This is a genomic window from Lentzea sp. DG1S-22 (assembly GCF_036321065.1).
GTDB classification, from domain to species: domain Bacteria; phylum Actinomycetota; class Actinomycetes; order Mycobacteriales; family Pseudonocardiaceae; genus Lentzea; species Lentzea jiangxiensis.
The window spans coordinates 5146976-5172072 of the sequence record NZ_CP143276.1 but is presented as its reverse complement, the minus strand read 5'-3'; the positions used below and the strand labels follow the sequence as shown (position 1 = coordinate 5172072).

29 protein-coding genes are annotated in these 25097 nt (G+C 71.2%); 16 read left to right on the top strand and 13 right to left on the bottom strand.

Features of this window, described 5'->3' with window-relative positions; genetic code table 11:
- Positions 1-118 precede the first annotated feature (118 nt).
- Both mshB and V1227_RS23840 read left to right on the top strand, forming a co-directional pair.
- The gene (gene mshB / locus V1227_RS23845; protein WP_329787758.1) at positions 119-955 is read left to right on the top strand and encodes an N-acetyl-1-D-myo-inositol-2-amino-2-deoxy-alpha-D-glucopyranoside deacetylase; all 837 of its coding nucleotides are present in this window, start codon (positions 119-121) and stop codon (positions 953-955) included.
- Positions 945-1370 carry a hypothetical protein gene (locus tag V1227_RS23840; protein ID WP_329787757.1) on the top strand — a complete coding sequence of 142 codons (426 nt, stop codon included), beginning with the start codon at positions 945-947 and terminating at the stop codon, positions 1368-1370. Before mshB ends, V1227_RS23840 begins: the two co-directional genes overlap by 11 nt.
- Here V1227_RS23840 and V1227_RS23835 read toward each other — a convergent pair.
- Positions 1346-2017 carry a GNAT family N-acetyltransferase gene (locus V1227_RS23835; protein ID WP_442916354.1) on the bottom strand — a complete coding sequence of 224 codons (672 nt, stop codon included), beginning with the start codon at positions 2015-2017 and terminating at the stop codon, positions 1346-1348. The two genes, V1227_RS23840 and V1227_RS23835, sit on opposite strands and share 25 nt — an antisense overlap.
- Positions 2018-2201: 184 nt before the next feature.
- Here V1227_RS23835 and fdxA point away from each other — a divergent pair, with 184 nt between their 5' ends.
- Both fdxA and dapC read left to right on the top strand, forming a co-directional pair.
- Complete coding sequence (gene fdxA / locus V1227_RS23830) at positions 2202-2531, top strand: ferredoxin (protein ID WP_218130387.1); 330 nt, start codon at positions 2202-2204, stop codon at positions 2529-2531.
- Positions 2528-3628: a succinyldiaminopimelate transaminase gene (gene dapC / locus V1227_RS23825; RefSeq protein WP_329787755.1), complete on the top strand. Its 1101-nt coding sequence runs from the start codon at positions 2528-2530 to the stop codon at positions 3626-3628. Before fdxA ends, dapC begins: the two co-directional genes overlap by 4 nt.
- A 3-nt stretch (positions 3629-3631) precedes the next feature.
- On the opposite strand, the gene V1227_RS23820 is transcribed toward dapC, so the two are convergent.
- From V1227_RS23820 to V1227_RS23810, 3 genes are all read right to left on the bottom strand, one after another.
- Positions 3632-4537, bottom strand: coding sequence for a hypothetical protein (locus V1227_RS23820; protein WP_143022778.1), 906 nt, complete (start codon positions 4535-4537; stop codon positions 3632-3634).
- A gap of 88 nt (positions 4538-4625) precedes the next feature.
- Positions 4626-5582 (bottom strand): 2,3,4,5-tetrahydropyridine-2,6-dicarboxylate N-succinyltransferase, encoded by a 957-nt coding sequence (dapD, locus tag V1227_RS23815; RefSeq protein ID WP_236220330.1) that lies wholly within the window; start codon positions 5580-5582, stop codon positions 4626-4628.
- A 74-nt stretch (positions 5583-5656) separates the two neighbouring features.
- The gene (locus V1227_RS23810; RefSeq protein WP_329787754.1) at positions 5657-6070 is read right to left on the bottom strand and encodes a hypothetical protein; all 414 of its coding nucleotides are present in this window, start codon (positions 6068-6070) and stop codon (positions 5657-5659) included.
- A gap of 60 nt (positions 6071-6130) precedes the next feature.
- Here V1227_RS23810 and dapE point away from each other — a divergent pair, with 60 nt between their 5' ends.
- The 3 genes from dapE (at position 6131) to V1227_RS23795 (ending at position 8789) form a co-directional block, all read left to right on the top strand.
- Entirely contained in the window at positions 6131-7198 is a 1068-nt protein-coding gene (dapE, locus tag V1227_RS23805) for a succinyl-diaminopimelate desuccinylase (RefSeq protein WP_329787753.1), read from the top strand.
- 17 nt (positions 7199-7215) lie between these two features.
- Positions 7216-7992, top strand: coding sequence for a TIGR00730 family Rossman fold protein (locus tag V1227_RS23800; protein ID WP_329787752.1), 777 nt, complete (start codon positions 7216-7218; stop codon positions 7990-7992).
- Positions 7993-8219: 227 nt separating this feature from the next.
- On the top strand, positions 8220-8789 hold the full coding sequence (locus V1227_RS23795) for a TIGR00730 family Rossman fold protein (RefSeq protein WP_236220326.1): 570 nt from the start codon (positions 8220-8222) through the stop codon (positions 8787-8789).
- Here V1227_RS23795 and V1227_RS23790 read toward each other — a convergent pair.
- On the bottom strand, positions 8724-9776 hold the full coding sequence (locus V1227_RS23790; protein WP_329787751.1) for a winged helix DNA-binding domain-containing protein: 1053 nt from the start codon (positions 9774-9776) through the stop codon (positions 8724-8726). The two genes, V1227_RS23795 and V1227_RS23790, sit on opposite strands and share 66 nt — an antisense overlap.
- 10 nt (positions 9777-9786) lie before the next feature.
- Positions 9787-11289, bottom strand: coding sequence for a CocE/NonD family hydrolase (locus V1227_RS23785; RefSeq protein WP_329787750.1), 1503 nt, complete (start codon positions 11287-11289; stop codon positions 9787-9789).
- 117 nt (positions 11290-11406) lie between these two features.
- Between V1227_RS23785 and V1227_RS23780 the strand changes: the two genes are divergently transcribed.
- Both V1227_RS23780 and V1227_RS23775 read left to right on the top strand, forming a co-directional pair.
- Positions 11407-11745 (top strand): hypothetical protein, encoded by a 339-nt coding sequence (locus tag V1227_RS23780; RefSeq protein ID WP_329787749.1) that lies wholly within the window; start codon positions 11407-11409, stop codon positions 11743-11745.
- The gene (locus tag V1227_RS23775) at positions 11745-12656 is read left to right on the top strand and encodes a glucosyl-3-phosphoglycerate synthase (RefSeq protein WP_329787748.1); all 912 of its coding nucleotides are present in this window, start codon (positions 11745-11747) and stop codon (positions 12654-12656) included. Before V1227_RS23780 ends, V1227_RS23775 begins: the two co-directional genes overlap by 1 nt.
- Here V1227_RS23775 and V1227_RS23770 read toward each other — a convergent pair.
- From V1227_RS23770 to V1227_RS23755, 4 genes are read right to left on the bottom strand one after another with little or no spacing between them, the layout of a single operon-like run.
- Positions 12588-13889 carry an ATP-binding cassette domain-containing protein gene (locus tag V1227_RS23770; RefSeq protein WP_329787747.1) on the bottom strand — a complete coding sequence of 434 codons (1302 nt, stop codon included), beginning with the start codon at positions 13887-13889 and terminating at the stop codon, positions 12588-12590. The two genes, V1227_RS23775 and V1227_RS23770, sit on opposite strands and share 69 nt — an antisense overlap.
- The gene (locus tag V1227_RS23765) at positions 13886-15235 is read right to left on the bottom strand and encodes an ABC transporter ATP-binding protein/permease (RefSeq protein ID WP_329787746.1); all 1350 of its coding nucleotides are present in this window, start codon (positions 15233-15235) and stop codon (positions 13886-13888) included. Before V1227_RS23765 ends, V1227_RS23770 begins: the two co-directional genes overlap by 4 nt.
- Positions 15205-15828, bottom strand: a complete 624-nt coding sequence (locus tag V1227_RS23760) for a cytochrome d ubiquinol oxidase subunit II (protein WP_329787745.1) — start codon at positions 15826-15828, stop codon at positions 15205-15207. The genes V1227_RS23765 and V1227_RS23760 overlap by 31 nt, the downstream gene beginning before the upstream one ends.
- Positions 15828-16988 (bottom strand): cytochrome ubiquinol oxidase subunit I, encoded by a 1161-nt coding sequence (locus tag V1227_RS23755; protein WP_329787744.1) that lies wholly within the window; start codon positions 16986-16988, stop codon positions 15828-15830. Before V1227_RS23755 ends, V1227_RS23760 begins: the two co-directional genes overlap by 1 nt.
- 130 nt (positions 16989-17118) lie before the next feature.
- Here V1227_RS23755 and V1227_RS23750 point away from each other — a divergent pair, with 130 nt between their 5' ends.
- From V1227_RS23750 to V1227_RS23735, 4 genes are read left to right on the top strand one after another with little or no spacing between them, the layout of a single operon-like run.
- Positions 17119-17454: a PadR family transcriptional regulator gene (locus tag V1227_RS23750; protein ID WP_329787743.1), complete on the top strand. Its 336-nt coding sequence runs from the start codon at positions 17119-17121 to the stop codon at positions 17452-17454.
- Positions 17439-18131, top strand: coding sequence for a permease prefix domain 1-containing protein (locus tag V1227_RS23745; RefSeq protein WP_329787742.1), 693 nt, complete (start codon positions 17439-17441; stop codon positions 18129-18131). Before V1227_RS23750 ends, V1227_RS23745 begins: the two co-directional genes overlap by 16 nt.
- Positions 18128-18436: a DivIVA domain-containing protein gene (locus V1227_RS23740; protein ID WP_236220316.1), complete on the top strand. Its 309-nt coding sequence runs from the start codon at positions 18128-18130 to the stop codon at positions 18434-18436. Before V1227_RS23745 ends, V1227_RS23740 begins: the two co-directional genes overlap by 4 nt.
- Positions 18420-19001, top strand: coding sequence for a DNA-3-methyladenine glycosylase I (locus V1227_RS23735; protein WP_329787741.1), 582 nt, complete (start codon positions 18420-18422; stop codon positions 18999-19001). Before V1227_RS23740 ends, V1227_RS23735 begins: the two co-directional genes overlap by 17 nt.
- Here V1227_RS23735 and V1227_RS23730 read toward each other — a convergent pair.
- Positions 18988-19773, bottom strand: coding sequence for an enoyl-CoA hydratase-related protein (locus V1227_RS23730; protein ID WP_329787740.1), 786 nt, complete (start codon positions 19771-19773; stop codon positions 18988-18990). The two genes, V1227_RS23735 and V1227_RS23730, sit on opposite strands and share 14 nt — an antisense overlap.
- A 10-nt stretch (positions 19774-19783) precedes the next feature.
- Positions 19784-20581: a PaaX family transcriptional regulator gene (locus V1227_RS23725; protein WP_329787739.1), complete on the bottom strand. Its 798-nt coding sequence runs from the start codon at positions 20579-20581 to the stop codon at positions 19784-19786.
- Positions 20582-20790: 209 nt separating this feature from the next.
- Here V1227_RS23725 and V1227_RS23720 point away from each other — a divergent pair, with 209 nt between their 5' ends.
- The 3 genes from V1227_RS23720 (at position 20791) to V1227_RS23710 (ending at position 24206) form a co-directional block, all read left to right on the top strand.
- The gene (locus V1227_RS23720) at positions 20791-20958 is read left to right on the top strand and encodes a DUF3117 domain-containing protein (protein WP_090099723.1); all 168 of its coding nucleotides are present in this window, start codon (positions 20791-20793) and stop codon (positions 20956-20958) included.
- A 117-nt stretch (positions 20959-21075) separates the two neighbouring features.
- Positions 21076-22527: a leucyl aminopeptidase family protein gene (locus V1227_RS23715; protein WP_329787738.1), complete on the top strand. Its 1452-nt coding sequence runs from the start codon at positions 21076-21078 to the stop codon at positions 22525-22527.
- Positions 22528-22607: 80 nt separating this feature from the next.
- Positions 22608-24206, top strand: a complete 1599-nt coding sequence (locus V1227_RS23710) for a hypothetical protein (RefSeq protein WP_329787737.1) — start codon at positions 22608-22610, stop codon at positions 24204-24206.
- Here V1227_RS23710 and V1227_RS23705 read toward each other — a convergent pair.
- Positions 24188-25081 carry a LysR family transcriptional regulator gene (locus V1227_RS23705; RefSeq protein ID WP_329787736.1) on the bottom strand — a complete coding sequence of 298 codons (894 nt, stop codon included), beginning with the start codon at positions 25079-25081 and terminating at the stop codon, positions 24188-24190. The genes V1227_RS23710 and V1227_RS23705 overlap by 19 nt on opposite strands.
- Between the last annotated feature and the right edge of the window lie 16 nt (positions 25082-25097).

Below are 25097 nucleotides of genomic sequence, written 5' to 3'. Positions count from 1 at the left end.
GGCCAGCCCGCACACCGGGCCGGCCGAGGCTTTCCGCGATCTGGCGCGGGATCGACTTCCCGGCTATCTCGCCGCCCCTGCGGAGCAGGGGCCATGAACACCGCTTTACTCTTTTCCGGTGACGCTGACTGCCCCACCACGGTTGCTCTTCGTGCACGCCCACCCCGATGACGAGAGTCTCTGGACCGGCGGCACCATCGCGCGCTACGCCTCGGCCGGCGCGCACGTCACAGTGGTCACCTGCACGCTGGGGGAAGAGGGCGAGATCATCCCGCCCGCGCTGGCGCAGCTGGCCGCCGACGCCGCCGACCAGCTGGGCGGCTACCGCGTGGGTGAGCTGAGGTCGGCCTGCGCCGCGCTCGGCGTGACGGACCACCGGTTCCTCGGCGGCATCGGGCGCTGGCGCGACTCCGGCATGGTCGACGTGCCGTCCAACGCGAAGGCGCGCGCGTTCATCCAGGGGGAGCTGGAGGAGCAGACCGCGCAGCTGGTCGAGATCCTGCGCGAGGTCAAGCCCCAGGTCGTCGTGAGCTACGACGCGTTCGGTGGCTACGGCCACCCGGACCACATCCGGGCGCACGAGATCACGGTCGCCGCGTGTGCCCAGGTCTCCGAGGTCGAACGGGTCTTCTACGCCGTCACGTCCCGCGACGCCACGAACGCCGGTGTGGCCGCCCTGGAGAACGTCCCCGAGGCGTTCCGGCTGCCCGAGCCCGGCGAGCTGCCGGTCACGCCGGATGAAGAGATCACAACGGTTGTGGACGTGTCCGAGCACCTGACGGCCAAGCGCCGCGCTTTGCGTGCACACTCGACGCAGGTCAGCGTGTGGGACGACGGGTACGCGCTGTCGAACAACATCGCGCAGCCGCTGGTCGGGGCCGAGTACTACGTGCTCGCCAAGGGATCGGCCGCGGGCGCGGAGGCGGATCTGTTCGGAGGACTGGGTGACCGGTAGCTGGCGAGTCGTGTTCCTGCTGCTCCTGTGCGTCGAGGCAGCAGTGCTCGCCGTGCTGGAGACGTTCTTCCTCCCGCTCAGGCTCGACGGCCTGGTCCTGCCCCGGCTGGGCGACCTGCCGTTCCCGGTCACGATCGTGGTGGCCGTCGTCACCACCCCGCTGCTCGTGCAGTGGGCGTCGGGCCTGTCCACGCGCGTCGCGGCCGCCGCCGCGCCTCTTCTCGTGTGGTTCTTCACGATCTTCGGGCTCGGGTTCCTCGAGCCCGGCGGCCAGGGCCAGTTCCTGCTCGGCGACTGGCGCACGCTGCTGCTGATCGCGGGCGGCGCCATGCCGGGCGCGGTGGCCGTGGGCGCCGTGATGGCGCGCAACGCGGCCAACAGGCCCGGCCTCTACGAGACCGCCGGGATCCAGTAGCGGTAGCGGTGGTGCTCGGTGCAGCCGAGCTCCTCGTACAGCCTGATCGCCGGCTCGTTGTGCTCGGCGACCTGGAGCACGCACGTCGTGGCGCCGCGCTCGAGTCCCCAGCCCGCCAGCTCACCCATCAGGCGCCGCGCGAGGCCCCGGCGGCGGTGTGACGGCCGGACGGCGAGCCGTGCGACGTGGAGCAGGTCGTCGACGACCGCACCCCGCACGGCGGCGACCACGGTGCCGTTCTCGGTGGTGCTCGCGAAGCAGACGGCGTCGCCGGTGCCGAGCACGTGCCGCTGGGCGGCGGAGACCTCGGATCCGGCCGTCAGTTCCCACCATCCGGGAAGATCACGGCTCTCGGCCGCGCCGTCGGCGAACTTTTCGAGAGCACCGGTCATGACCAGCGACTCCGCGCCGCCCGGATGATCGAGGTCGACGCGCCAGCCGGCTCGTTCGACAGCGGGCTCGTGCGCGGAACCCCGGACGACGTGAGCCGTGGGTTTGATGCCGTGCTCCCGTGCGAACCCCTGGGCGACCCCCAACGCGTCAGGAATGGGAATGCCGGGATCACCGCAGGTCAGAGTGCTGTTGGCGCGTCCGGTGAACCCGTTCGCCGCGCGCATCAACCAATCTCCTAGCGGGACTTCTGCCACAGCGGGCCATGCTCGCGCGCAGAGCAGTTCCAGATGATCGACCGTGTGCACCCGCCCATCCTGTCCCACCAGGTGTTGTGACGTGGAACACCGTGCAGCTAAGGCAAGCCTGACCGGGTGATACTCGAACGTGCCGCGTACTCTCCGGCTTGCGCGGTGTGACCAGATGAAGTTGGAGAGCGCAGTGACTTATGTGATCGCCCAGCCGTGCGTGGATCTGCTCGACAAGGCGTGCATCGAAGAGTGCCCGGTCGACTGCATCTACGAAGGCGACCGGATGCTCTACATCCACCCCGACGAGTGTGTGGACTGCGGTGCGTGCGAGCCGGTGTGCCCGGTGGAAGCCATCTACTACGAGGACGACGTCCCCGACGAGTGGAAGGACTACACCAAGGCGAACGTCGACTTCTTCAACGAGCTCGGATCGCCCGGTGGCGCCTCCAAGGTCGGCAAGGTCAGCGCCGACCCGGAGTTCGTCAAGGCCCTCGCACCGCAGGCTGCCGAGGGGCATTGATCCTCCATCGCAGGGGCCCGGCACTGCCGGACTTCCCGTGGGACTCGCTGGCAGGCCACGCCGCCAAGGCGCGCAAGCACCCCGGTGGCGTGGTCGACCTGTCGGTCGGCACACCCGTCGACCCGGTTCCCGCGGTGGTCCAGGCGGCTCTGTCGTCGGTCGCCGACGTCCCCGGCTACCCGACCACCCACGGCACCCCCGAGCTGCGCGCGGCCTTCGTCGCCGCGGTGGGGCGCCGGTACGGGGTCACGGGACTGTCCGAGGCCGCGGTGCTGCCCACGATCGGCTCCAAGGAACTCGTGGCGTGGCTGCCCACCCTGCTCGGCGTAGGCCCCGGTGACGTCGTCGCCGTGCCGTCCGTGGCGTACCCGACCTACGAGGTGGGCGCGCTGCTGGCCGGAGCGGAGGTCGTCCGCCTGGCCGACGGGGAGCAACCGCCCGCCGGCACGAAGCTGGTGTGGCTGAACTCGCCGTCGAACCCGACCGGCCGGGTGCTGTCGGCGGGGCAGCTGCGGGACGCCGTCGCCGCCGCTCGTGCCGTCGGCGCCGTGGTGGCCTCGGACGAGTGCTACCTGGCGCTGCCGTGGGACGACGCGCAGCCGGTGTCGGTGCTGCACCCGTCCGTCGTGGACTCCTTCGACGGCGTGCTCGCCGTGCACTCGCTGTCGAAGTCGTCGTCGCTGGCGGGCTACCGGGCCGGGTTCATCACCGGTGACCCGGAACTGGTGGCGGGCCTGCTGGAACTGCGCAAGCACGCGGGCATGATCGTGCCGCGGCCGGTCCAGGAGGCCATGCGGGCGGCGCTGGAGGACGACGAGCACGTCGCCGAGCAGCGTGCGCGCTACCGCGCCCGGCGCGAGGTGCTCAAGCCCGCGCTGGAGGCGGCGGGGTTCACCGTGTCGCACTCCGAGGCGGGGCTCTACCTGTGGTCGTCGCGCGGTGAGGACGCCTGGGAGACCATCTCCTGGCTGGCCGACCGCGGCATCCTGGCCGCTCCCGGCACGTTCTACGGTCCGGAGGGCGCCCAGCACGTGCGGATCGCCCTCACGGCCACCGACGAACGGGTCGCGGCGGCCGTGGAACGCCTCGGCACCTGAACCTCAGGGCTTGAGAGCGGACCAGACCCTGCGGGTGAACTGGTTCGGCGGCACCGCGTCCGTCGTGAGGCGGACGCTGGTGCTGATCTCCTCGCCGCTCAGGCCCAAGCCGAGCACGAGGTGCCAGTGCAGGTCCCACAGGTCCTGGAACGCGTCCAGTTCCACGTCGGCGTCCGCGCTGACGTGGAGCACGGCCGGCTCGGCGACGCGCACGACTCTCTCGACAGCGCGCACGTCCCGTGTGTTCGTGCGGAAGCTGAACGCCAGGTCGACCGTCTCGCTGTCGAGCCCGTACGTCGCGTACGAGTGGCATCTGTGGTGCGGCAGCGACAACGGCTGGTTCGTCTCCAGGTAGAGGTCGCCCTCGAACCGCAGCGTCGGCGAGTGCTGGCTGAGCGTGGCACGGGCGCTGACGAACTCCCAGCCGGGCATGTCCAGCTTGGGCACCAGCAGTTCCAGCACCTCACCACGCCGCGCCGACCGCGTGCGCTCGCCCGAGCGCCACGGGATCTCCCTGCTGTACGGCTCCTTCTTCGTGACGAAGACGTACGGCGCGTTGTCGGTCTGCAGGCTGAGGACGACGACCGTGCGGTTCCTGGCCCAGTCGAACGCGACCGTGGTGAGGCCCGGTGCGACGCCGTCGAAGTGGCTCTCCACCCTGGGCCACCAGCTCGACAGCTCCTCGGCGGGCGCTCCCTTGACGTAGCGGCCCTTCTCGTCGACGCCGACGATCCACATGGCCTCGGACCCGCGGGCGGCGTTGCACAGCGCGGCGATCTGCCGTGCGGCCTTGCCGTGGTCGACCGGCCACTGCGTCTTGAACTCCACGAAGGAGTCCTCGGACTGCGCCCCCTGCAGGGCACGCTCGATGGCGGCGCGAGCGTTCAACTCGAGTCGCTGTTTCAGCACGTGCACCTCCCTGGGACGGCCCTGGAAGCGGCTGCGGCCCAGTCTGCCTGCGCAGACCGGGCCCCAGACACCGAGTTTCCCCTGAAGCTCAGTCGTTCGCGTGCAGCGCCGCGTTGAGCTCGACGCCGGTGCCCTTGCGCGGCTTCACCAGCACGGTGCCGGTGACGGAGTCCCGGATGAACAGCAGGTTCGACTGCCCGCTCAGGGACAGGGCCTTGACGACCTCGCCGTCCGGGAGCGTGACCTTCGTGCCGGCGGTGATGTAGAGGCCCGCCTCGACCACGCAGTCGTCGCCGAGCGAGATGCCCAGACCGGCGTTGGCGCCGAGCAGGCAGCGCTCGCCGAGGCTGATGACCTGCTTGCCGCCGCCCGACAGCGTGCCCATGATCGACGCGCCGCCGCCGACGTCCGAGCCGTCGCCGACCACGACACCGCCGGAGATGCGGCCCTCGACCATCGAGCCGCCGAGCGTGCCCGCGTTGAAGTTGACGAAGCCCTCGTGCATGACCGTGGTGCCGGACGCGAGGTGCGCGCCGAGGCGGACCCGGTCCGCGTCGCCGATCCGCACGCCGGACGGGACGACGTAGTCGACCATGCGCGGGAACTTGTCGACGCTGTAGACCGTCACCGGGCCGCGGACGCGCAGGCGGGTGCGGGTCTGCTCGAAGCCCTCGACCGCGCACGGGCCGTGGTTCGTCCACACGACGTTGGTGAGCAGGCCGAAGAGGCCGTCGAGGTTCGCGCCGTGCGGCTTCACCAGGCGGTGGCTGAGCAGGTGCAGGCGCAGCCAGACGTCGTAGGTGTCGCGCGGGGCGGCCTCCAGGTCGATCGCGACCCGGACGCCGACGACCTCGACGCCGCGCTCGGGGTCCTCGCCGAGGAGCTTGGCGGCGGACTCGCCGAGGGCCTCCGCGATCTCGGCGGACGACACGCGGACGGTGTCGAGCTCCGGCGCCTCGCCGAGGGCGGGGGACGGGTACCAGGTGTCGAGGACGGTGCCGTCCGGGGTCACAGTGGCCAAGCCGATGCCGTATGCGGTGCTCACGGGTACCGAGCTTAGTCCGCCGACCACTCCCGCCGGCCGCGGCGAGGTGCCGGACGAGCCGGAGGCGGCACCGGTCAGTCGGGAACCCCGGCGCTGAAGTAGAGCGAGCCCAGGTCGCCGCGGGTGGCGATCAAGGCCTCGTTGCACTTCGACTGGCGCGTGTCGGTGCTCGAGACGTTGTCGACGCGCACCTCGCCGCAGCGGTGCGCCTCGAACTCGCCCACCGTCGTCATCAGGCGCGGCAGGACCTCGGCCACGGCCGGCTGCACGCGCTTGCCCCGCAACGAGCTGTCCAGCCTGCGAGTCATCGAGCTGACGGAGCCGACCCACGCGGCGCACTCGGCGGGCGTGCTGCTGTGCTGGGAGCCGCACGGTGCCGTGAACAGGTCGTGGATCTCGCCGCACTGCCGGGCGCACGTCGCCGGGGGTTCGCCGCACCCGGTGGCCGTGAGCAGCAGCGCGATGACCAGGAGTGTGCGTTCGACCACGCTCCGCACGGTATCGGCTGAACGGCCCAGCGCCCAAGCGGGCTGAGTAGGGTGAACGCCGTGTCCGACACCCTTGACCTCCTCGCCGACCCGATCGACCTGACGACCGCGCTCGTGGATGTGCGCAGCGTGTCCGGGGAGGAGGCGGAGATCGCGGACCTCGTGGAGCGGTCGCTGGCACTCCACGCGCCCCACCTGGAGATCACTCGATCGGGGAACGCGGTACTGGCCCGCACGAACGCGGGCAGGGAGCGCCGCGTCGTCCTCGCCGGGCACCTGGACACCGTGCCGATCAACGACAACTTCCCGAGCCGCCGCGAGGGCGACGTGCTGCACGGCTGCGGCACCGTCGACATGAAGGGCGGCGACGCGGTCATGCTCGCGATCGCGGCCCTCAGCGCTGATGCGCGCCACGACCTCACGTTCGTCTTCTACGACTGCGAGGAGATCGAGGCCGAGCGCAACGGCCTGACGCGCATCGAGCGCGACCTGACGCAATGGCTGCTGGGCGACCTGGCGATCGTGTGCGAACCGTCGAACGGCACGGTCGAGGCGGGCTGCCAGGGCACGATGCGCATCGAGGTCAGGACGTCGGGGAAGCGCGCCCACACCGCCAGGGCGTGGATGGGCCGCAACGCCATCCACGGCATGGGCGAGGCGCTGCGCAGGCTCGAGCGGTACGTGCCGCGCCGGCCCGAGATCGACGGCTGCCAGTACCACGAGGGCCTGCAGGCCGTGAAGATCAGCGGCGGCGTCGCGGGCAACGTCGTGCCGGATGCCGCGGTGCTCACGGTCAACCACCGCTTCGCCCCCGACCGCACGGTCGAGCAGGCGGAACAGCACCTCCGCGAGGTCTTCGAGGGCTTCGACGTCACCGTCACCGACTTCGCCGCCGGCGCCCTGCCGGGCCTCGGCGCCCCGGCGGCGCAGGAGCTCGTCACGGCCGCAGGGGGCACCCCGGTGGCCAAGCTCGGCTGGACGGACGTGGCGCGGTTCGCGGCGCTCGGCATGCCCGCGGTCAACTTCGGACCGGGCGACCCGACGCTCGCGCACACGCGGGAGGAGAACGTGCCGGTCCATCAGATCACCGGGTGTTTCGACGTGCTTAAGCGATTTCTGCTGGACTGATCACTAGCATCTCGGTGATGACGGAAGAGAAGAACGGTGCCGTGGACGAGCACCCGAGGGAGAAGCAGCGCGGCCCGGTCGTGCTGCGCCGTGAACGCAGGGACGAGCTCACCACGACCGACCAGCGCCTGCTGGACTCGCGCGGCCCGACGGACTGGGTGCACACCGACCCGTGGCGCGTGCTGAGGATCCAGGCCGAGTTCGTCGAGGGCTTCGGCGCGCTCGCCGAGGTGCCGAGCGCGGTGACGGTGTTCGGGTCGGCCCGGACCGGGCGCGACCACCCGGAGTACCAGATCGGGCGCGACCTCGGTGCGGCGCTGGCCCAGGCCGGCTTCGCCACCATCACCGGTGGCGGGCCCGGTGTGATGGAGGCCGTCAACCGCGGGTGTTCGGAGGCCGGCGGGTTCTCGGTCGGCCTCGGGATCGAGCTGCCGTTCGAGCAGGGGCTGAACCCCTGGGTCGACCTCGGCGTGAACTTCCGGTACTTCTTCGTCCGCAAGACGATGTTCATCAAGTACTCGCAGGCCTTCATCTGCTTGCCCGGTGGGTTCGGGACGCTCGACGAGCTGTTCGAGGCTCTGACGCTGGTGCAGACGAAGAAGGTCACCAAGTTCCCGGTGGTGCTGTTCGGAACGCACTACTGGCAGGGGCTCTACGACTGGATCAAGAGCTCGGTGCTGGAAGGGGGCAAGGTGGGGGAGAAGGACCTCGCCCTGCTGCACCTGACCGACGACATCGAGGACGCGGTCCGGGTGGTCAAGGAAGCGCATCGGGCTTGGGCTGACGCGCACTGATTCCGGCACGGGTCGGGACGAAGCGTCAGGGTGGCGACCGGGGCTTGACCTCGAACTTGTGGCGGGATGCCGGGACGGCCGGAAAAGGCCGGTGGGGGAAGCATCCCGCCTTTTGAGCCAAAGCCTCGATCGCCTGCGTCGGCGCCGATCCCGCGGCGGCCGGACGTCGTGCGACAGTGGGGCGCCGGTCGCATTCCTTCGAGTAGTGAAAGTGGTACCTCGGACCGATGTACGTCGCTGTGTATTGCGGAAGCCTCGCCACCGTTCCCCAGAGCTACGTCGACCTCGCCGCCGAGGTCGGGCGGCAGATCGCCGCGCGGGGCTGGCACCTCGTGTGGGGTGGTGGGCAGACGTCGATGATGGGTGCCGTGGCGCGGGAGGCGCGTGCCGGTGGCGCGCACACCTACGGCGTGATTCCCCGGGGGCTCGCGACCCGGGAGATCGCCGACCGCGAGTCGACGGAGCTGCACGTCGTCGAGACGATGCGCGAGCGCAAGAAGATGATGGACGACAAGGCGGACGCGTTCCTGACGTTGCCGGGTGGCATCGGGACCGCCGAGGAGTTCTTCGAGGTGTGGACGGCCGGGGTGCTCGGCATGCACGACAAGCCCGTGGTGCTGCTCGACGTCGACAACCACTACAAGGGGCTCGTCGAGTGGCTGACCGGGTTGCGGGACAAGGGGTTCGTCTCGCACGCCGCGCTGAAGTCGCTGGTCGTCACGGACGACGTGTCAGTTGCCCTTGACGCTTGCGTCGTCCAGACCCTTGGCGCGGGCGAGGAGTTCGGTCTCCGGTAGGAGGTCCGGCAGCGGGCGGTACGGGGTGGCGGTCACCTCGAAGCGCTTGCCGGAGACGACCCTGCCCTGCCAGGAGCCCGCTATCTCGCCGTCCACGAGGATCGCGCCCCGGCGGCCGAGGACGCGGAAGACGTCCTTCTGCGCCGCCTTGTCCGGGAGCAGCAGGTCCCGGTCGCGTGCCTGCAGGTACGGGTCGGTCGGGGGCAGCAGGCGGACGGGTGGTGGGTCGGCGTCGGCGATCTCCAGGCCCTCCGGCAGCCACGCCGGGTGGCCCTCCACGGTCACCTCGACGAGGCCTTCCCCCGGCCAGCGCTTCTTCACCTCGCGGGTGGTCGTGCCGAAGTAACCGGCCACTTCGGACGGTCCGGCCGGGCCGTGCAGGGTGAGGTAGCGGTGGATCAGCTCGTCGAAGCCCGCGGTCCTGCGGGGCACGCCCGGCCAGCCGTGGATGCGCTCGAACGTCACGGTCTTCTCTTCGGGGAGGATCCTCAGGCCCGCGGGGAGCGCGCCCAGGCGGAAGATCGGGTCGCTGACGTGCTCGGTGCCGCAGCCCCGGCAGGCCTCGATCGTCTGCCTGGGGGCCAACGGGGTCAGGGCCGCGCTCACGTCGCCCTTGGTCATCGGCTTGGTGACGATCGACCGCATCGCGGTGGCGATGTGCCGCAGCGCGTCCAGCAGGTCGTCGACCTTCGGGCGGGCCGCGCGGGCGCGGGCGTCGGCGTCGCTCCACGGCCAGAGGGCCCGGGCGAACGCTTTCAGCTCGCCTGCCCGGTGCAGGTGGGGCGCGCCCCGCACGGACCAGGTCAGCGTGAAGTCCTCGACCGAGGGCTTGTCCAGCCGGGCGGCGAGGCTCAGCAGGGCCGAGCCGGAGGTGTTGTCCTGGACTCCCAGGGAGAACACCGCCAGCTCGGCCGCGCCGGAGGTCCGCCGGTCCAGCTCGTGCTGGTGGATCCGGTGGAAGAGCACCTGTTGCCGGGTGAGGTCCACCCCGACATTCTTACGCCTTCGGCACCGTGAGGCTCGACGGTCCGAAGGTGACGGTTGAGCCACGCGTCGACTCCGTCAGGTAACGCGGGTCGACCGTGTCGATCACCAGTGCGATCCGGTTGCCCGCGCCGACGTTCCACACCGTCGGCTCCAGCTCCACGTCGAGCGTCCGGGTGAGGCCCGCGCCGGTCACCTTCACCGGCTTGTGCGTGATCAGCGCGCCGAGGCCGAGCGGACCGACCTCGTACAGGTACGCGAACAACGTCGTCGTCTCCGCGCTCGGCGTCACGGTCAGCTTGAGCTTCGGCGTTCCGGCGAGCGTCGCGCCGTTCCGGTACTGCGGTCCGCTCCACACGCCGGCGACGGTGCGGTCGACGAACGGCAGCGACACCCCGGTCGGGATGTTCAGGAACCCTTGCAGCGCACCGGAGAGCAGGATCGTGCCGCTGTCGGCCACGGTGCCCCAGCCGGCGTGGATCGTCCTGCCGTCGAGCTGCACCGTGTCGGCGTTGGCGTTCGGCCAGCTGTCGAACGTCCGCCACGCGCCGCCGTTGCCGGGCTTGAGGCGGACGGGCTGCTCGGCGTCGATGCCGTTGGCCGTGCCCTTGACGTAGCGGTCGAACCAGCGGCCGACCGACTCCCAGATCTCGTTGGGCAACCCGGCCGCGCCGAACAGCTCGGCGGTGGCGTGGTCGCCCGGCGACAGCATGAGCCGCTTCGGGCCGGTCAGCCTGCCGTAGAAGTCCGCGATCTGGCCCGGCGCGAACATGCCGTCGTTCCAGGCGTTGCCGAGCAGGACCGCGGTGCCGTTGGCGTTGATCCGGTCGATCTTCGAGGCGGTGGCGGCGGAACGGTCCGCGGAGATCGGCACGACCTCGTGGAACCGGCCGTCGCGGTAGGCGTCCTCGGCCTCGGCGAGGACCGGGCCCGGCCGTCCGGTGGCCTTGCCCGCCGCCAGCAGGACCTCGACGGCCTGCTTGTTCACGGTGCTGTTCGGGTAGAGCGAGCGGGCCAGGTCGGTCCACGTGCTGAGCGCGGCGGCGGCCTTGATGCGCTTGTCGTTCGCCGCGGCCAGCAGGGACTGCCCCGCGCCGTAGGAGATCCCGGCCGCGCCGACCTGGGAGGCGTCGGCCTTGGCGTTCGCGACCGCCCAGTCGATGACCGCGCTGACGTCACCGACGGTCTCGGGGCCGGCGACGTCGATCCGACCGCCGGAGTCCCAGAAGCCGCGGCTGGTGTAGCTCACGACGACGTAGCCGGACTCCTTGGCGAGCTTCGCCGCCGCGCCGACGTACTCGATGTCGGGAACCGCCCAGCTGGACGGCATGACGAGCAGCGGGAACGGTCCGCCGCCCCGGCCGGTGGGCTCGACGACGAGGGCTTTCAGGGCGGTGCCGCCGACGCCGGGGATGGACTTGTAGGTGATCTGGTGTCCGGGGACGACCGCGAGCGCGGCGGGAGCACCGAGCAGGGTGGTGAGGAGTACCGAGATCAGAACAAGTGATCGTCGCACGCTGGTCCTCCTTGACCATGACGTAGATCACACAGGGTTGTTGCTCGGGAGTCAAGCAGGTTGCTACTCATGGGTAGCAAGCTCGTGTGAGTCAGCTCACTGTTTACGCTAAGTGGTGTGAACCGATTCCGCGTCACCGAGCTGCCCGAGGACCGCGTGCTGGTCGTAGCGCACCTGACCAGCGCGGACGCCCTCGCCCAGGCCGTCGCGGACGGCGCCGACGTCGTCGAGTTCGACGGTGAGCTGGAACTGCCACCGCTCGGGCGGGCGTTGGACGTGGTGACGATCCCGGAGGGGGACGAGGACTGGACGCTGGCGGCTGCCACAGTGGCCGCGATGTCCGGAGCACGCGCCATCGCCGCGACCGACGTGCGGCAGGCGAGGAAGGTCGTGGAGATGGTGGCGAGCGTGGCGGGGACCAAGCCGCCGGCGCGGGCGATGCGGGCGCTCGCCTGATGCTGCCCTCCGCCGAAGCGTGGTTCGCCTCGCACACCTGGCAGCAGCCGTCCTGGTCGGCCGACGAGCTCGTGGCGCTCAAGCGCGGCCGGACCGTGTCCGTGGTGCTGCCCGCGCTGAACGAGGAGGAGACCGTCGGCGACGTCGTCGCCGTGGTCCGGCCGTTGCTCGGCACCCTCGTCGACGAGCTCGTCGTGGTGGACTCCGGTTCGACCGACCGGACCGTGGAGGTGGCCGCCGCCGCCGGGGCGCGGGTCGTGCTGCGCGAGGACGTCGTGCCGTGGCTCCCGCCGTTGCCGGGCAAGGGCGAGGTCCTGTGGCGGTCGCTGGCGGCGACGTCCGGGGACCTGGTCGTCTTCCTCGACTCCGACCTGGTGGACCCGGAGACGGCGTTCGTCACGGCGTTGCTCGGGCCGCTGCTGCTCGACTCCGGCGTGCACCTCGTGAAGGGGTTCTACCGGCGCCCCCTGCGGCTGGAGAGCAGCGGCGGCGGGCGGGTCACCGAACTGGTCGCGCGGCCGTTGCTGAACGCGCTGAGGCCCGAGCTCTCCGGTGTGGTGCAACCGCTCGGCGGTGAGTACGCGGCCACCAGGTCCTTCCTCGAGTCCGTCCCGTTCGCGGCCGGGTACGGCGTGGAGATCGGGCTCCTGCTCGACGTCCACCGGCTGCACGGGCTCTCCGCGCTGGCCCAGGTGAACCTCGGCGTGCGCAAGCACCGCAACCGGTCGCTGCTGCAGCTCGGCGCGATGTCGGCGCAGATCATGGGAACGGCGCTGGCCCGGTGCGGGGTCGAAGCCGGCTCCGGGCCGCTCACGCAGTTCGTGCAGGTCGGCGGCGAGTGGCTACCCGACTCCGCCGACGTGCTCGTGGCCGACCGGCCGCCGATGGTGCACGTGGTCGAAAAGGGCTAGCTGCTCCTCCCGGTGCGTCACGACCAGGGCCGTGCCGCGGCAGTGGTCCAGCACCCCGCCCAGCACGCGGTCGGCCTGCTGCGGGTCCAGTCCCTCGGTGGGTTCGTCGAGGAGCAGGACCTCGGGGTGCGCCAGCACCGACCTCGTCAGCACGAGCCGCTGGCGCTGGCCGCCGGAGATCTCCTCACCGCGCTCGCCGACGACCCGGTCCCAGTCGAGGTCGAGCTCGGTGATCGCCGCGGCCCTGTCGAGCTCCTCCTGCGTGGCACCGGGTTTGGCGAGCAGGACGTTCGTGCGGACCGTGGTGTGGAAGACGTGCGCGTCGGCCAGCGCGCCCTTGCTCGGTTCGAGCCGGCGCGCGAGGGCGTTGAGCAGCGTGGTCTTCCCGGAACCGCTCGGGCCGACGATCGCCGTCCTGCCGGTGGGGACCGGGGTTTCGGGCACGTGGACCGGCTCGGGTTCGTCCGCCGGTTCCGGGACCGGCCTGGACATCGCCGCCAGCGGGACGGTGATCTCGAACGTCGCGACGGCGGCCATGACCAGCCAGGCGGGCTCGTGCTGGTGGAGCATCAGCAGCGCGGCGGCGAACTGGACGGCGACCGCCAACGGCGTCAGGTCGCGCGTGCGTTCGCCGCGGGACAACGCCTTTGCGGTCTCGGTGGCCGCGCGGAGCTTGTCGTCGAAAAGGCCGTAGGCGATGAGTTCTTCCCTGCTGTGCACCAGTTCCGTGGTCTGTTCGGTCAGCCTGGCGCGCAACGGGGTGAGGTCCCGCGGTCTGCGGACGGCGAGCCACGGGAGGAGTGCGAGGTTGACCGCCAGCCCGGCGACCAGCGGCAGCGAGAAGCCCGAGGCGACGGCGACCACGGCGCTCACCACGGCCGCGGTGATCCACGGCAGGGTGGTGCGGAGCTTCGTGTCGAGGTGCTGGTCGACGTTGGTGACGATGCGGGTCAGCGCCGTGCCGGACGGGATGTGCCCGCGGTGCACGAGGTCGTCGTAGACCTTGCCGCGCAGCTCCACGGCCTCGCCGAGCACCGCCCCGTGGCTGGTCAGGCGTTCGAGGTAGCGCAGCGCGCCCTTGGCGAGCGCGAGCGTGCGGACGGCGACGACCGCCACGGTCAGCGCGGCCATCGGCGGGTGCTCGGCGGCGCGCATCACGAGCCACGTCGCCGTGGCGGTGAGGCCGACGCCGGCCAGTTCGGCGAGGACGCCGACGAGGATCGCGATCTTCACACCCGCACCACCCTGTCGACCTCCCGCAGCAGCGCCGGCCGGTGCGCGACGATCACGGCCGTCCGTCCTCGGGTGAAGCCGCGTGCCGCTTCGAGCACGAGGGACTCCGTGGCCGCGTCGAGGTGCGCGGTCGGTTCGTCGAGCAGGAACAACCCGGCCTCCCCGCGGTCCAGGGCTTTGGTCAGGGCGACCCGCTGCTGCTCACCGGACGAGAGCGCCGCCGGGACGAGCGTGGGGCGTTGCGGTACCCACGACAGCGCCTCCAGCCACCTCCGCTGGTCGATCTCCCGCAGGTCGACGCCGCCGACGAGCACGCGGCCGCTGTCGGGGCGCACGAAACCCAGCAGCAGCCCGAGAACCGTGCTCTTGCCCGCACCGCTCGGTCCTACCAGCGCGATCCGCTCGCCGGGCCGGATGCGCAGCGAGAAGTTCCTCAGACTGCGGACGCTCACGTCGTCGAACACGATCTCCGAGCTCCCGAGGTCCGGCGGCGCCTGGCCGCGGGACTCGACGGGTGCCGACACCTTCGCGAGCACCTCCCGGCCCTGGGCGCTCGCGTGGTACTGGGCACCGGCCGCGCGCAACGGCAGGAACGCCTCCGGGGCGAGGAGGAGCACGAGCAACGCGGTGTGCAGCGGCACTCCGCCGCCGAGCAGCCTGAGCCCCACCGGCACCGCGACGAGCGCCACCGACATCGTGGCCACGAGCTCCAGCACGAACGCCGACAGGAAGGCGACCCGCAGCGCCGACATGGTCTCCGCCCGGTGCCGTGCGGCGAGCTCGCGGACCACCTCGGACTGCGCCCCGGCCCGCCCGAACGCCCGCAGCGTGCCGATTCCCCTGACCACGTCGAGGAAGTGGCCGCCGAGGGTGGCCAGCGCCTCCCACTGGCGAGCGGTCCGCTCACGGGTGTGGGCGCCGACCAGCGCGCCGAAGACCGGGATCAACGGCAGCGTCGCGAGGATCGTCAGCGCCGCCGTGAGGTCGGCGAACGCCAGCCGGACCACCACGGCGAGCGGCACGGCGACGGCCAGGACGCGCATCGGCAGGTACCCGACGACGTACGGCGTCACGTCGTGCACGCCGCGCGTCACCAGCGTGGCGACCTCGCCGGCCCTGGTCCCCGGCGAGCGCAGGAACGCCTCCCGCAGGCGGGCGCGAGTGCGTTCGGCGGCCCGGTGCGCCCACTCGCGGTGCCCCCACCACACCAGCACCCGCAGGCCGATCACGAGGCACAGCAGGAGAAAACCGGTGCCACCGCTCAGCACGGACGCCAGGAGCTCTGCCTGCGCGAGCACCAGGAACGGGATCGGGATCAGCGCGAGGAGAGGGCGACGATCGACCACTGCAACACCACCACCAGCGGGATGACCGGGATCGCGACCCACGCGAGCAGGCCGAGCGTGTCGGGGTGCGCCATGAGCCCGGTGACGTCGACCGAGCCGAACGCGAGCGGGATCGGTGCCGCGCACAGCGACGCGGTCACCGGGAACACCTTCCACAGCCGGGCCTGGAACACCCAGCCGTGCAGAGCGAACAGCACCGGCACCACGAGCGCGACGGGCCAGGGCGCCTCCAGCAGGTGGGCCAGGAACAACCCCCAGCCCACGGACACCATGAGCGCACCGGTGAACACCAGCCACCACCACAACCGCAGCTGCACGGCTGCCATGAACAGCACCAGTCCGGCCAGGACCAGCGTGAAGGTGCTGTGCGCGCCGGAGAGCAGCTCTCCCTCCAGGCGGGGGAAGGCCGCGAACAGCACCCCGACCGCCGCGACCAGCCACACCTCGTTGCCCAGGAGGAACGGGTTCATCCGGCGCAGGGCGGCCTCGCGCCGGCGGAACGGCAGGAGAAGGCCTGTGCCGTAGTCGAAACCGGCCAGCGCGAAGTACCCGGCCGTGAGGACGCCGAGCACCGTCAACCAGAGAGCTTCCATCAGAGCGTCACCACCAGCGGCGAGACGGGAGCCGGCGCCACGTCCGGACCACGGCGGACCGCACGTGCGATCAACGCCCAGTCCACACCGGCCAGCAGTGCGAACAGGGACGTGAACACGATGAGAGACAACAGGATCTGCGAAGCGTCCACATGCGACACCGCGTCCTCGGTGCGCAACAGGCCGTAGATCAACCAGGGTTGACGGCCGATCTCCCGGAACATCCACCCGAAGACGGCCGCCGCGAACGGGAACGGGATGCCGATCACCATGAGGTACAGGGGAAAGCGCATCCTGATCACCGCGTCCCTGATCAGCAGCGGCAGCGTGAGCCAGCTGATCAGCGCCAGCCCCATCCCGATCAGGATCATGAACCCGAGCGGCGCCCCGATCCACTGCGCCGCGTCGCCCTTGCCGGGCTGGTAGCGCTCGATCACCGGGAACTGGGCGAAGCCGGCACCGATCAGCACCGGCGTGGCCAGGGCCGTGGTGACCACGCCCATCCGCAGCGAGCGCCGGAAGAAGTCGGCCTCGGGCGTCCGCTTGATGAAGTGGTACGCCGAGACGCCGGTCAGGAACACGCCGCCGGCGGTGATCGCCGCGAAGACGACGTGCACCAGGGCGGAGGTGAACGCGGGGTTGGTCAGCAGGGCGCCGAAGTCGTCCAGCCGCAGCACGTTCCCGTCGACCCGGTAGCCGACGGGGTGCTGGAGGAACCCGTTCGCCGCCATGATCCAGAACGCCGAGGCGAACGCCGTCAGCGCCGTCAGGTAGAGCAGCGCCAGGTGCACCCAGCGGTGGAGCTTGCCCCAGCCGAAGATCCACAGCCCGAGGAACGTCGACTCCAGGAAGAACGCGATCAGCGTCTCCAGCGCGAGCGGCACCCCGAACACGTCGCCGGCGTAGGTCGCGAGGCCCGACCAGTTCAGGCCGAACTGGAACTCCATCACGATCCCGGTGACGATCCCGAGCGCGTAGTTGATCACGTAGATCCGGCCCCAGAACCGCGTCATCCGCTCGTGCACGGGCGCACCGGTGATCGTGAACCTCGTCTGCATGACCACGAGCAGCGTGACCAGACCCAGCGTGAGCAACACGAACAGGAAGTGGAACGACGTCGTCAGCGCGAACTGGAGCCGGGCGAGGTCTACTGCGTTCATGGGTGCCGACCGTATGTGTAGCGCGGCTACTTATTAAGGCCGGAAACCGCATCTCAGGGGGATCTCAGGGCAGACCCTGACCGAGGATTTCAGGGACCACTCCCAGGGCCGGGGTCAGTAGAGTCGCCCCATGAAGCCCGACGCGCTACGCGGCCACCTCGACGCGTTGCTGCTGGCCACGCTCGACGGCAGGCAACTGCACGGCTACGCGATCATCGAGGCGTTGCAGCAGGGCAGCGGGGGCGCGCTCGACCTCCCGACGGGCACGGTCTACCCGGCGTTGCGCAGGCTGGAGCGGGCGGGCCACGTCGTCAGCGACTGGAGCACGGTCGGCGGGCGCAAGCGCCGCACCTACCGGCTCACGCAGGCGGGGCAGCGCGCCCTGAACGCCGAGCGCAGCGCGTGGCGCGAGTTCACGACGGTCATCGACGGGGTGCTGGGAGGTGGGAAGTGGGCGCAGCGGTGAGCCAGGGCGATCCGATCGAGCGGTACGTCGCCGAGCTCGGGGCGCGGTTGCGGGGCTCGCGGAAGCAGGTCCGCGACCTGCTCACCGAAACCCGCGACAGCCTCACCGACGCCTCGGAGGCCCACCTCGGCCGAGGCCTCGCCGAAGACGAGGCCCGGCGGCGCGCGGTCGAGGAGTTCGGCCCCGTGCGCGAGATCGCGAACGAGTACCAGGCCGAGCTCGCCGTCGCCTACGGCACGCGCACGCTCATCTGGCTCGCGATCGTGCTGCCGTTGATGCACATGGCGTGGGAGTACGGCCGGTTGCTGCTCGTCGGGCCGTGGCAGGACTTCGGCTCGATGCCGCCCGCCTGGTACCTGTTCATCGCGAAGGCCAACGACCTGACCAGTGGCATCGCGTCCGGCGTGGCGCTGGTGACGCTGGTCCTCGGCCGGTTCCTGGCGCGCAGGTACGACGCGAAGCTGCTCGCCAGGATCGGCGCCGGCGTCGCGCTCACGGCCGTCGGCGCGGTGCTGCTCGGCAACCTCTCGATCATCGTGGCCACCGCGCACCTCGACGTCGCGCGGCTGGTGCAGTCGTTGCCGATGAGCGTCGCGAGCCTCGTCACGTGGACCGTGATCGTCCGGCTCGGTCTGCTCGCTCGCCGCTGCCTGAGCTGTGCCACGATCGTCGCGTGACCAACGCCCTGATCTACCTGATCGTGCTGGTGGCCGTCGCGGCAGTGGTGTTCCTGCTCGCGGCGTTGGTGTTCGGGCGCGGCGAGGAGCTCGCGCCGCTGCCGCCCGGTGCGTCGCCCACGCGGCTGCCCGCCGACGACATCACCGCGCAGGACGTCCGCGAGCTGAAGTTCCAGCAGGTCTTCCGCGGCTACAAGATGAGCGAGGTCGACTGGGTCCTGCAGCGGCTCGCGACCGAGGTCGAGACGCTGCGGGCGCGCGTCGCGGAGCTCGAGGACAGGGAGAGCAGTGACCACCCGGCTTGAGCAGGCCGCCGGGGAGCAGGTGCTCGTCCGCTGCCCGTGGGGCGACTCGACCCCGGACTACGCCGCCTACCACGACACCGAGTGGGGCGTGGAGCTGCACGGCACCCCGGAGCTCTACGAACGCATGTCGCTGGAGGCGTTCCAGTCCGGGCTGTCGTGGATCACGATCCTGCGCAAGCGGCCGGCGTTCCGCGCGGCGTTCGCCGGCTTCGACCCGGAACCGGTGGCCGCGTTCGGGCCCGCCGACGTGGAACGGCTGATGGCCGACGCGGGCATCGTCCGGAACCGGCTGAAGATCGACGCCGCGATCCACAACGCCCGCGTGATCGTCGAGCAGGACGTGGACCTCGACGCGCTGCTGTGGTCGTTCGCCCCCGCCGGCCACGTGCGTCCCGCGACGACCGCGGACGTGCCGGCGATCACGGACGAGTCGAAGGCGATGGCCAAGGAGCTGAAGAAGCGCGGCTTCAAGTTCCTCGGCCCCACCACGTGCTACGCGCTGATGCAGGCCACCGGGATGGTGGACGACCACGTAGCGACCTGCTTCCGCGCTAGCGCCCGGTGAACTTCGGGGCGCGCTTGTTCACGAACGCGTCCACCGCCTCGCGGTGGTCCTCGGTGGCGCCGCAGTCGGCCTGGGTGCGGCGCTCCGCCTCCAGCGCGTCCTCGAGCGTCCCGTCCGCCGCCGCGGCCAGCGCTTCCTTGATCTTCGCGTAGGCCGTCGTCGGACCCGCCGCCAGCCGGGCGGCCAGCGCCTGCGCGGTGGGCAGCAGCTCGTCGTCCGGCACGACCTGGTTGACCATGCCGATCCGCAGCGCCTCCTCGGCGCCGACGGGCTGCGCGAGCAGCATCATCTCCATCGCGCGGCCGTGGCCGATCAGCCTCGGCAGCGTGTAGGAGGCGCCCGAGTCGGCGGTGAGGCCCACGTTCGCGAAGGCCATCAGGAACTTCGCCGACGCACCCGCGATGCGCAGGTCGGCGGCGTAGGCGAAGGACGCGCCCGCACCCGCAGCGCTGCCGTTGACCGCGGCGATCACCGGCTTCGGCATCGCGATCAGCTCGCGCACGATCGGGTTGTAGTGCTTCTCGACGGTGTGCAGCGGCGCGGGGTCACCGGCCTGCAGCAACCCGATGTGCTCCTTGAGGTCCTGACCCGCGCAGAACGCCCTGCCCGCACCCGTGATCACCACCGCGCGCACCGACGCGTCGGCCGCCGCGGCCTTCAGCTCGGCGAGGAACGCCTCCTTCAGCGAGACGGTGAAGGCGTTGAACGACTCCGGGCGGTTGAACGTGAGCGTGCGCACACCATCGGCGTCTTCGACGAGGAGCTCGGACACTGGACCTCCATCAAGCTGTGGAAACGTTGCGCACCGGCCGCAGGCACTCGTCGACGAAGCGGCTCGTGCCCGGCGCCAGCCGCAGCGTCTGTTCGTCGAAGAACGACGCTGCCGCGTGGCCCGGCCAGTCCGGTGGCAACAGTTCAGCAGGAAGACCGGGATCGCGGAACAGGAACTTGCGCCACGCGTGCAACAGCTGCTGTGAGGCCGCGAACGCCGCCGCGTCGTCCGTTTCGTCCACAACGGACACCTGAGCGCCCCAGTGGGCGACGAACGCGGCGTAGTCGCGGCCCAGCTCGGCCAGGTCCCAGGCCTTCGAGGCCAGCTCGGCGTCCTCACCGTCGTGTGAACCGTGAAAAGTTCGTGCGGCGACCTCCTCGGCCGCCAGCACGTCGGCGAGCTCCGGGGAGGGCCGGGGCGCGATCCACGTCACAGGTCCGAGGGCGCCGTAGCCGAGCAGCTGCAGTTCCGACGCCAGGTGGTCGCGCGAGTCGCGGCCGGGCAGCTCCTCCAGCACGACGACGTGCCAGCGACCGTCCCAGGTGGACGGCCGGGTGCGGTAGATGCGGGCGGCGGCCTCGTCGAGCCGTCGTTCCCCGCGAGGTGTCATCGCGTATCCGGGCCCGTCAGGGAGCCGCGCGGGCTGCAGCCAGCCCTGCCGGACGGTGCGGGAGACGGCCGTGCGGACGGCCGGCGCGGCGAAGCCGAGGGGTTCGAGCAACCGGACGAGCGCGGCGATGGTGGCGGCGCCACCGCGTTCGCGCAGGTGGCCACCGTAGACGTCGAAGAGCGCGGAACGGGCTCGCACCCTGCTGAGTCTGTCACGCCGCGCCCAGCCGTGCCGAAAGTGTTGCCTTGTCGTGAAAACGCGCGGTGAACAGCGACAAGTCAAGATCGACAAATGTGACCGGGACTCGCCAAAAGATCGGTTCGGTTTCGTCCCTGAGTCGCGATAGGGGAGAATGGAGCAGATCCGGCCTGGCCGGACGGGGAAGATGTTGACGGAGGGAGCACGCGATGGCGGCCATGAAGCCCCGGACCGGCGACGGTCCCCTCGAGGTCACCAAGGAGGGACGCGGCATCGTCATGCGCGTGCCGCTCGAGGGTGGTGGGCGCCTTGTCGTCGAGATGTCGGCGGACGAGGCCAGCGCCTTGGGCGACGCGCTGAAGGCCGCCGTCGGCTGAGGCACCCGGCGAGGAAGCAGTTCGAGCCCCGGTTTCCACAGTGGAGACCGGGGCATCGCTTCGTTCTCGCCCCAGGTGAGCCGCATCGGAGGCCTGGGCGAGAATGAACGCTCGTCAATGCATCAGGGAGGTCCAACCGTGGCGTCGACGGTCCCGTCAGTGCCCACCAAGCTCGTGGACGTCGAGGTGGCCACCACCTCGCGCCGCAACGTCCCGTCGGTCGTGCTCACGGGCACGGGACCGGCGCTGGGGCCGGGTGGCGACGGCATCGACGTCTCCGACCTGACCGGCAAGGCCGGTGAGGCGGTGCGCCACGACGACAGGTGGACCCTCGGCGTGGGCACCGGCACGCTCGCCGACTACCGCACGGCCGGCGCGTCCCTCGCGCGGGCGCTGAGCGGTGAGGACGCTCCCAGGACCGCCGACGTCCTGCTGACCCCGGACTTCGACGCCGAGAAGGTGCGCGCGTTCGTGCTGGGCGCGGCGCTCGGCGGCTACCGCTTCAAGGTCACCGGCGAGGAGGCCCCCCGGCGGGTCGGCTCGTTGCGGCTGGTCACGGCCGACACGGGCTTCGAAGAGGTGCTGACCTCCGCCGCCCTGAAGGCCCACGCGCTCGCCACGGCCACCGCGCTGACCCGCGACCTCGCCAACGCGCCGTCCAACGTCAAGGACCCGCGCTGGCTCGCGACGACCGCGGCCAAGCTCGCCGACAGGGTCGACGGCCTCACCGCCACCGTGCGCGACGAGAAGTGGCTGCGGCAGCAGGGCTTCGGCGGCGTGCTCGCGGTCGGTGGCGGCTCGTCCCGCCCGCCGCGGCTGCTGGAGCTGACCTACGGCACCACCGGCCCGCACCTGGTCTTCGTCGGCAAGGGCATCACGTTCGACACGGGCGGCATCTCGGTGAAGCCCGCCGACGGCATGCACCTGATGCGCACCGACATGGCGGGGGGCGGCGCGGTGATCTCCGCCCTGCTGGCCGTGGCCCGCAGGCGGCTGCCGATCAGGGTGACCGGCCTCGTGCCGTGCGCGGAGAACCACGTGAGCGGCTCGGCGTACCGGCCGGGCGACGTCGTGCGCCACTACGGCGGCGCGACCACCGAGGTGACGAACACCGACGCCGAGGGCCGCATGGTCCTGGCCGACGCGATGGCATACGCGGTGCGGAACCTGAAGCCGGACCTGCTCGTCGACGTCGCGACGCTGACCGGCGCGATGAAGGTCTCGCTCGGCCTGCGCACGGGCGGCGTGTTCAGCTCCTCCGACGGTCTCGCGGCCGATGTCATCGCCGCGGGGGCGAGTGTCGGCGAGAGGTGGTGGCGGATGCCGTTGCTCGAGGAGCACGTCAGCGCCGTCGACAGCGAGATCGCGGACTACCGGCAGTGCCCTCCCGGCCCCGGTGGCATCACGGCGGCGCTGTTCCTGCAGAAGTTCGCGGGCGACGTGCCGTGGGCGCACCTCGACATCGCGGGCCCGGCGCGGTCGGAGAAGGTGTACGACGAGGTCGTCGCCGGAGCCACCGGGTTCGGCGCGCGGACCCTGGTCGAGCTGGCTGAAAAATATTCGCGTTAGTCCCTCCGATCCGCCGATACGAGACGGTCGCGTTCCACGGCATGATGTGAGCTCCTTCACAACGCCGTAGAGGAGCGCTCGTGTTACTCCGCCTGGCTCTCGCCGTCTCGCTGGTCATAGCGTCGTCGTCCCCCGCCGCGGCGAGCTCGCCCTGGTGGGAACCGGTGGCCCGGCCGGCACCGGACTCGCAGATCAACGTGACCGGCGAGCCGTTCCGGGGAACGGACGGCCAGGGCCGGGTGCGCGGGTTCGTCGACGCGCACAACCACCTGATGACCAACGAGGGGTTCGGCGGCCGCTTGATCTGCGGCAAGCCGTTCTCCGAGCGGGGCGTCGCGGACGCGCTCGAGGATTGCCCCGAGCACCACCCGGCGGGCCTCGGCGCGATCTTCGAGGCGATCGTCACGGGCGACCTCGACGGCCACGACCCGGTGGGCTGGCCGACCTTCAGGGACTGGCCCTCCGACACGACGGTCTCGCACCAGCAGAACTACTACGCCTGGCTCGAACGGGCCTGGCGCGGCGGGCAGCGCGTGCTCGTCACCGACCTGACCAGCAACGCCACGTTGTGCGTCATCCACCCGTTCAAGGACCGCGGCTGCGACGAGATGGCGTCGGTGCGGCTGCAGGCCCAGCGCACCCACGAGCTGCAGGCGTTCATCGACGAGCAGTTCGGCGGGCCCGGCAAGGGCTGGTTCCGCATCGTCACGTCGTCCGAGCAGGCCCGCGAGGTGATCACCCAGGGCAAGCTCGCCGTGGTGCTCGGCATCGAGACCTCGGAGCTGTTCGGCTGCCGGACGTTCCTCGACGTCCCGCTGTGCAGCCGGGCCGACATCGACCGCGGGCTGGACGAGGTCCACGCGCTCGGCGTGCGCAGCGCGTTCCTGTGCCACAAGTTCGACAACGCGCTGTGCGGCGTCCGGTTCGACTCGGGCACGCAGGGCGGCGTGATCAACGCGGGCCAGTTCCTGCGCACCGGCCAGTGGTGGCAGACCGAGCGGTGCAAGGGCCCGCAGCAGGACAACCCGATCGGCACCGCCGGCCCGAACGCGCTGATCCCCGCGGGGGTCGTGGCTCCCGCCTACGACCCGGCCAAGCGGTGCAACGTGCGCGGGCTCACGTCGCTCGGCGAGTACGCGGTGCAGGCCATGATGCGCAGGCACATGATGATCGAGATCGACCACATGAGCGTGAAGGCCGCCGGGCGCACGCTCGACCTCGCCGCGCAGGCGGGGTTCCCGGGCATCGTGTCGAGCCACAGCTGGATGGACGCCCAGTGGACCGAGAAGGTCTACGAGCTCGGTGGGTTCGTCGCGGGCTACGAGAACGACCCCGCCGGGTACGTCGCGCAGGCCGCCGCCGCGGAGCCGTTGCGCCGCAAGTACGACGTGGGCATCGGGTTCGGCTCCGACTACAACGGCGTGGGCTCGCACCCGGCACCGCAGACCGGCGTGACCTACCCGTTCCGCACCTTCCCCGAGGGTCCGCTGGTCGACCGGCAGCGCACCGGCGAGCGCGTCTGGGACATCAACGTCGACGGCGGCGCGCACATCGGCCTGCTGCCGGACTGGGTCGAGAGGGTCCGCCAGCTCGGCGGCGACCAGCTCGTCCGCGACATGCTGAGCGGCGCCGAGTCGTACCTGCGCACCTGGTCGGGGACTCAGGCATGGACGCCGTGAGTCCTCAGGGCGTGGTCGCGGAACGCGCGGACGGCGGGCGTCAGCGGGTTGTCCCGCAGCCACGTCAGGGCGAACGTCCGGCCGGTGCGCGGGGTCAGTGACAGCTCCCGCAGCCCGGGAGGCGGCGCGAACTCGGCGTGGGTGAGCAGTGCCACGCCGAGACCCGCCGCCACCAGCCCGCGCACGGTCTCGATCTCCTGGCACTCGAAGACGTAGCGCGGCGCGAAGCCCGCCGCCGCGCACATGTCGTCGGTGATCCGGCGCAGGCCGTAGCCGTGCTCCAGGGTGATCAGGTCCTCGTCGGCCAGGTCCTCGACGCGCACCGACCCGCGGGGCGCGAGCCGGTGCCCCGCCGGCACGACGACGATCAGCGGCTGCTCGAACACGACCACCGACTCGAACTCGGGACCGGCGGGCGGCGGGGCGACCAGCGCGAGGTCGATCTCGCCGCTCACGAGCTTGTCGACCACGGGCTGCCGTGCGTTCTGGACCAGGCCGAACCGCACGTGCGGGTGCTCGGCCCGGTAGCCGCGGACCAACTCCGGCACGATCGCGCGGCCGAGCATGTGCAGGAAGCCCAGCACGACGCGGCCCTTCTCCGGGTCGAGCTCCTCCTCGACCTCGCGCAGGCCCGGTTCGAGCACGGCCAGCGACCGGGTGGCGGCGTCGGCGAGCAACCGGCCCGCGCGGGTGAGGCGGACCCGGCGGCCGGACCTCACGAGCAGCGGCGCGCCGAGCCGGTCGCCGAGCTCCGCGACCCACCTGCTGACCGTCAGCTGGGGGAGCCCGAGGCGTTCTGCGACCCGCGTCACGTGCTCATCCGCGGCGAGGGCTTTCAGCACCGCCAGCTTCGGGGCCAGGTCCGATTCGTCCACGGATCGATTCTGACCC